This is a genomic window from Protofrankia sp. Cr1, from assembly GCF_963555865.1.
GTDB lineage: Bacteria > Actinomycetota > Actinomycetes > Frankiales > Frankiaceae > Protofrankia.
Genome location: NZ_CAUVXO010000099.1, coordinates 7696 through 14721 on the forward strand (window position 1 = coordinate 7696; position 7026 = coordinate 14721).

Here is a 7026-nt window from a genome sequence, read left to right on the forward strand (position 1 = left end):
GCCGGATCGAGCAGTACCCGCCACCGGTCCGGGGATGGCTGCTCGTCGGCAAGTCGTGCGCCGATGGCAAGCGCCTGAGCCTGTGCCGCCTCAAGATCCTCGACCGCGAACTCTATGTGCACCTGCTGCGGGATGCCGCCCGTGGGCCACGTGGGGGGTCGATGGTCCGGGACCCGTTGCGCTGTGATCCAGACAGCCGGCCCCTTGACCGCGACGAAGTCCGCGCTGCTGAAGGCGATCTCACCGCCGGTCAACGCGGCGTAGAACCGGGCCAACGGATGGGGCTCGGAGCAGTCCAGCGAGATCGCTGCCAAGCGTGCGACACCAGCCACCGCATTTCTCCTCACCGAGTGCGACACCGATTACGACAGGCCGTCGCGTTCCGCACGACGGGTACGGAAACGCTATCATTGGATACCGACAGTAAACGCCGGCAGTAAACACTGACAGTAGATGGCCACCGGCTGGAGGCGGCCCGCCCTGTGCGGATTCCGCTCGGTGGTGCCGGTAACGTTCATGTGTGAGCGCCATCCTTGTCGCCAAGGGCCTGGCCGCCGGATACGGCGGGCGGGCGCTGTTCAGCCAGCTCGATCTGGTCGTCAGCCCTGGTGATGTGATCGGGCTGGTCGGAGCGAACGGCGCGGGCAAGTCCACCCTGCTGCGCCTGCTTGCGGGCCTGGCCAGCCCCGAACACGGTACGGTCGGGCTCACCCCGCCGAGCGCCTCGGTGGGGTACCTGGCGCAGGAAGCCGACCGGCATCCCGACGAGAGTGTGCATGCCTTCCTTGCCCGGCGCACCGGCGTGACCGACGCCCAGGGCCAACTGGACGCCGCATCGGTTGCCCTGTCCCGACAGGAGCCCGGTTCGGACGACAGCTACGCGACGGCGCTGGACCGCTGGCTGACCTTGGGGGCCGCCGACTTCGACGAACGCGCGGCGGTGGTGGCAGCCGACATCGGGCTCGCGATCGACCTGGCGATGCCGACAACGGCGCTGTCCGGTGGCCAGGCGGCGCGGGCGGGGCTCGCCGCACTGCTGCTCAGCAAGTTCGACCTCTTCCTGCTCGACGAACCGACCAACGACCTCGACCTCGACGGACTGGCCCGCCTGGAGGAGTTCGTCACGGGACTGCGGGCCGGTGTCGTGGTGGTCAGCCACGATCGGGAGTTCCTCGCCCGCACCGTCACCGGCGTGCTGGAGCTGGATCTCGCACAGCAACAGGTCAGCTTCTTCGGCGGCGGTTATCAGGCCTACCTCGACGAACGGGAGGTGGCTCGGCGGCACGCCCGGGAAGCCTATGAGCAGTACGCCGACCGCCGCGGCGCGCTGACCGAACGGGCCCAGACCCAACGGAGCTGGATGGACAAGGGCGTGCGGAACGCCCGCCGCAAGTCCACCGACAACGACAAGATCGGCCGAAACCTCCGTGGCGAGACGTCGGAGAAGCAGGCCGCCAAGGTCCGCCAGACCGAACGTCTGATCGAGCGCCTCGATGCCGTCCCCGAACCGCGCAAGGAATGGGACCTGCGGATGCAGATCGCGGCGGCTCCGCGCTCTGGGGCCGTGGTCGCCGTGCTGACCGACGCGGTCGTGCGTCGCGGCGACTTCACCCTGGGACCGGTGACCACCCAGCTCGGCCGTGGCGACCGGGTGGCCATCACCGGGCCCAACGGGTCCGGGAAGTCGACCCTGCTGGCCGCGCTGCTCGGCCGGCGCCCGGTTGACCGCGGCCAGGCGTCGCTCGGTTCCGGGGTGCTGATCGGCGAGGTCGACCAGGCGCGTGGGCTGTTCGCGGTGGACGCTCCGGTTCTCGACGTCTTCGCCCGGTTGCTACCCGACCTGGTCACCGCCGACCTGCGCACCCTGCTGGCCAAGTTCGGTCTCCGGGCGGACCACATCAAGCGGGCCGCCGCCACCCTGTCGCCCGGCGAACGTACCCGGGCGGCGCTGGCGCTGCTGGCGGCACGCGGGGTCAACCTGCTGGTACTGGACGAGCCGACGAACCATCTCGACCTCCCCGCGATCGAACAGCTGGAGGCCGCGCTGGCCGGCTACACCGGCACCCTGCTTCTGGTCACCCATGACCGCCGGATGCTCCAGGCGGTCCATACCACCCGTCGGTGGCAGGTCAAGGCCGGCCAGTTCATCGAGGCGAGCGCCGGCTCGCCGATCCGTCAGGCACCATCGGACTTACCATGACGCTCGCCGACCAGCTGCCCGCAACGCCGGAACCCGACGACATCTTCGACGCGTTCACCGCGTGGGCCCACGGGCAGGGGCTCACCCTGTACCCCGCCCAGTCCGAGGCCCTCATCGAGATCGTGTCCGGTTCCAACGTCATCGTGGCGACCCCGACCGGGTCCGGAAAGAGCCTCGTGGCCACCGGCGCCCATTTCGCCGCCATGGCCGCCAAGCAGCGCAGTTTCTACACCGCACCCATCAAGGCGCTGGTGTCGGAGAAGTTCTTCGCCCTGTGCGCCACGTTCGGAGCGAGCAGGGTCGGGATGCTGACCGGGGACGCCAGCGTCAACGAGAGTGCGCCCGTCATCTGCTGCACCGCCGAGATCCTGGCGAACATCGCCCTGCGGGACGGAGCCGGCGCCGACGTTGACCAGGTCGTGATGGACGAGTTCCACTTCTACGCCGACCCCGACCGAGGCTGGGCATGGCAGGTACCACTGCTGGAACTACCCCGCACGCAGTTCATCCTCATGTCGGCGACCCTGGGCGACGTGAGCCGGTTCGAAGCGGACCTCACCCGCCGGACCGGCCGCCCGACCGCGGTCGTCCGCTCCGCCGTACGTCCGGTGCCGCTTTATCACCATTACGTGCTCACCCCGCTGCACGAGACGCTCGAAGAGCTTCTCAACACCCATCAGGCACCCGTCTACGTCGTCCACTTCACCCAGGCGGCGGCGTTGGAACGGGCCCAGTCACTGATGAGCATCAACGTGTGCACCCGGGCGGAGAAGGACGCCATCGCCGAGATGATCGGCGGGTTCCGGTTCACGGCCGGGTTCGGTCGGACCCTGTCCCGCCTGGTCCGCCACGGCATCGGCGTCCACCATGCCGGGATGCTCCCCAAGTACCGGCGACTGGTGGAGCTGCTCGCCCAGGCCGGGCTCCTGAAGATCATATGTGGCACCGACACCCTCGGGGTCGGGATCAACGTACCGATCCGCACGGTCGTGTTCACCGCGCTGTCCAAGTACGACGGAACCCGGACCCGGCACCTGAGCGCCCGGGAGTTCCACCAGATCGCCGGCCGGGCCGGCCGGGCCGGCTATGACACGGTCGGCACCGTCGTCGTGCAGGCGCCCGAGCACACGGTGGACAACGAGCGTGCCCTGGCCAAGGCCGGTGATGACCCCAAGAAGCGACGAAAGATCGTCCGAAAGAAGCCGCCGGAGGGGTTCGTCTCCTGGGGTGTGCCGACGTTCGAGCGTCTGGTGGCCGCGGAGCCCGAACCCCTGACGTCGAGCTTCACTGTCAGCCACGCGATGCTGCTCAACGTGATCAACCGACCGGGCGACGCGTTCACCGGCATGCGGCACCTGCTTACCGACAACCACGAGAGCCGCCCCGCGCAGCGCCGCCACATCCGCCGGGCCATCGCGATCTACCGGGCGTTGCTCGCGGCCGGAATCGTCGAGAAACTCGCCACCCCGGACGAGACCGGTCGCACCGTGCGGGTCACCGTCGACCTTCAGCTCGACTTCGCCCTCAACCAGCCGCTGTCGCCCTTTGCGCTGGCCTCCCTGGACCTGCTCGACCGGGGCTCGCCAAGCTATCCGCTGGACGTTCTGTCCATCATCGAAGCCACCTTGGACAACCCACGCCAGGTCCTCTCCGCGCAGCAGTTCAAGGCCCGCGGGGAGGCCGTGGCCCAGATGAAGGCGGACGGCGTCGAGTACGAGCGACGCCTTGAGCTGCTCGACACGGTCACCTACCCCAAGCCGCTGGACGAGCTCCTCGGGGCCGCGTTCGCGATCTACCGACGCGGCCACCCGTGGGTCGACGACCACGAGCTCGCACCCAAATCGGTGGCCCGGGACATGTACGAGCGGGCCATGACCTTCGTCGAGTACGTCGGCTTCTACGGCCTGGCCCGATCCGAGGGCCTGCTGCTGCGCTACCTGGCCGACACCTTCAAGGCCCTGCGGCAGACGGTGCCCGAGGACGCCCGGACCGAGGAGCTCACCGACCTGACCGAATGGCTCGGCGAACTGGTCCGTCAAGTCGACTCGAGCCTGTTCGACGAGTGGGAGAAGCTGCGCAATCCGACGCCGGAGGCGTCATCCGCTGCGATCGACGAGCGGCCGCCCGCGGTGACGGCCAACATCCGCGCATTCCGGGTACTCGTGCGCAACGCCCTGTTCCGCCGGGTGGAGCTGGCCGCGCTGCGCCATTACGACGATCTCGGTGCGCTCGATGCCGACGCGGGCTGGGACCGTGAGCGATGGGCGGGAGCCCTGGAGCCGTACTTCGACCTGCACGGCGAGATCGGCACCGGCCCCGACGCCCGCGGACCGGGGCTCCTCATCATCAACTCCGAACCCGGGCGCTGGACGCTCCGGCAGATCTTCGATGATCCGGCCGGCGACCACGACTGGGGCATCAGCGCCGAGGTGGACCTTGCCGCCTCGGACGAAGCCGGGGCGGCTGTCCTGCACATCACCGCAGTTGATCAATTGTAGTACGAACTGTAGGGCGAACTGTAGGGCGAACTGTAGTGCGGACGAATGACCGCGACCGGGCACACAGCGTGCTGGACGCACTGATCGCCGACCGAACCGAGGAGGAGCTCGGCGAAGCCGCCATGACCACGGGCGCCCACCACGAGCAACTGCGATGTCGTGGACTCCAGCAACAGCGCGCGGGCGGCGGAGTCGACGACCACCTCACTGCTGACACACAGCTGCGGTGGAGCGTCCCGCAACCCCGTGGCCAGCGCATCGTCGAGCACATCGTTCGCATGATCGACAAGGGCCCGACCGACGGATGCGAGAAAATCCGGATAGGGCGTGGACGCGACCGCCAGCGCATGTACCACCCGCAGCGGCACATCGCGGTACGTCGCCTCACGAGCCGCCCACCGCAGGGCGGCCAACGACGATGGCGAACCATCTACCCCGACGGCCACCGGACGGCGGTCGCCGGGCACGCCAAAGCCCCGGCCGCGGACGACGACAGCCGGAACCTCGCCGTGGTCGACGACCGCCCGGCCCACCGTCCCACCGAGCGAGCGGTGCAACAGACCGTGCTCGCGCGAGCCCACGACCAGCATCAACGCGTGCTTCGACGCTGCCAACAGGGCGAGCGGCGCGGGCTCGTGGACCACCCGCCGGACGATGTCGGGAGATGGGTCGCAGGCCGGGAGTCGACCAAGTGCCGTCTCGAGAACCGCAGCCGCCGCCGCCGTCAACCCATCACGATCTGCGGTGTGCACCTGTCGGTGGACGAGCCTGGGCTGGCCGTCCGCGGTCCATGCCAGCATGGCGGTCACCGACCGTCGATGCATGGCCGCGGTGTGCCAGGCCCACCGCAACGCCTCGACGGAACCCGGCGAGCCGTCCACGCCGACAACGATCCCTGGTAGAGCCAGGCTGCTACCGTCTGTCATCGCCGTCCTCCCTACGCCCGACCGAGGACCCGTTGTGAGCGCCACTCGTTTTGATCATGAGGCCGAGGGCGGCCGGGTGCCGGACGCATCCAGGCACAGTGACGGAGACGTCGGACGGAGACGGGAACCGCTACCCGGGCTCGCGCGACGCGGCTGTCGTACTACCCGGGTGTCGTACTACCCGGCGGTGCTCGGGGTGGACGCGCGCATCATTGCCCGGACCGCCATGAGCGCGAATCCGAGAAGATTGCGTCCCGGCCAGGCCGACGGAACCTGTGCCCGGGCGTCGTCGGCGGCCAGACCGATCCCCCACACCCGGTCCAACGGACTCGCCTCCACCAGCACCCGCTCGCCGGTGCCGAGCAGATAATTACGCAACGGCGGATGCTGACTGAACTTCGCGACGTTGCCCTGGACCACGATGTCGAAGGAGCATTCGCTCCACACGGTCTCATCGAAGCCGCGTACCTGCCGGCCGTGCTTCTTCGCGGCGGCCGGCTCGGCGGTGGCAAGAACCGCCCGAGCCGCGGCCACGTCGCCGAACAGCCGGGCCTTGCGTTCCATCATGAAATGCTCAGCCGTCGGATAACGCAGGCCGTCAACAGTGAACGCGGAGGGCCACCACTGGCTCAGGCAGCCCACGCCGACGCCACGGCCGCCGCCACGCGGCGGATGGTGCCCCCAGAAGAACAGAAGATCCAGAGCGTGCCCGGCCTGTTCCAGCAGGACCAGATCCTCAACCGCAGAGGCGCTTGCCGGGATGCTCACGGCCTGATGGTCGCATGAGTTGCCTCACCTCCAACAGCATTCCCACCAGTGCCCCGGCGACTGCGGCCTGCGGGCGCGCGATCTGACGATCGTGGCGCGCCCTTTGGCCCACCAGCCGAACCATCCAGAGCGTCCCCGGGCTGGGACGGCGCTTCATCGGTGCGGACCCCTGATCGACGATCACGTTGCGTCGCCGGACGTGACGCCGGACGTTCGGCGCGTGCGTGCGGTACCGGCGGCAGGAAGAGGGCGACGATCTGCAAATCACATGACAACTGCATCGGTATGACCTTCGTCAGAAAGACCCTTGCCCGCCTGGACGATCTTTGCCGGAAGACCCCTGTTACGGACTTGTCATCGTGAGCACGTGTCGTTGACCCAGTCGGCGAGCTGTCCCCGCAGGTTGATCTCCCCCGGGTTCCGCGAGACACGGTCGGCGATTCCGCGGATGTTCTCGTCCGGTGCAAGATCACGAACGACAAGGGCCACCAACCGCGCGGTCTGCGCGCTCGAACGGACGTCGGCCGACCGTGCATCGATCTGGGCGCAGACCGCATCGGCGCCCGCCTGCTTCGTCTCCTTCGACACCGAGCCGCAGCCGACCAGTCCGACGAGCACCGCCACCGCGAGCACC

General features: G+C 68.8%; 5 protein-coding genes and 1 pseudogene. 2 read left to right on the top strand and 4 right to left on the bottom strand.

Annotation, left to right across the window (positions count from 1 at the left end):
- Nucleotides 1–332: VOC family protein (locus U9980_RS10745; protein ID WP_322767780.1), on the bottom strand; the 332-nt coding region annotated here is incomplete at its 3' end.
- A gap of 188 nt (nt 333–520) precedes the next feature.
- Between U9980_RS10745 and U9980_RS10750 the strand changes: the two genes are divergently transcribed.
- Nucleotides 521–2200 carry an ABC-F family ATP-binding cassette domain-containing protein gene (locus tag U9980_RS10750; protein ID WP_322767781.1) on the top strand — a complete coding sequence of 560 codons (1680 nt, stop codon included), beginning with the start codon at nt 521–523 and terminating at the stop codon, nt 2198–2200.
- Entirely contained in the window at nt 2197–4698 is a 2502-nt protein-coding gene (locus tag U9980_RS10755; protein ID WP_322767782.1) for a DEAD/DEAH box helicase, read from the top strand. Before U9980_RS10750 ends, U9980_RS10755 begins: the two co-directional genes overlap by 4 nt.
- Here the strand turns inward: U9980_RS10755 and U9980_RS10760 are convergent.
- The 3 genes and pseudogenes from U9980_RS10760 to U9980_RS10770 all read right to left on the bottom strand — a co-directional run.
- The gene (locus U9980_RS10760) at nt 4689–5624 is read right to left on the bottom strand and encodes a universal stress protein (protein ID WP_322767783.1); all 936 of its coding nucleotides are present in this window, start codon (nt 5622–5624) and stop codon (nt 4689–4691) included. The genes U9980_RS10755 and U9980_RS10760 overlap by 10 nt on opposite strands.
- A gap of 177 nt (nt 5625–5801) precedes the next feature.
- On the bottom strand, nt 5802–6386 hold the full coding sequence (locus U9980_RS10765) for an NADAR family protein (RefSeq protein ID WP_416210223.1): 585 nt from the start codon (nt 6384–6386) through the stop codon (nt 5802–5804).
- A 360-nt stretch (nt 6387–6746) separates the two neighbouring features.
- A pseudogene (locus tag U9980_RS10770) lies at nt 6747–7026 on the bottom strand (hypothetical protein); the annotation flags it as partial.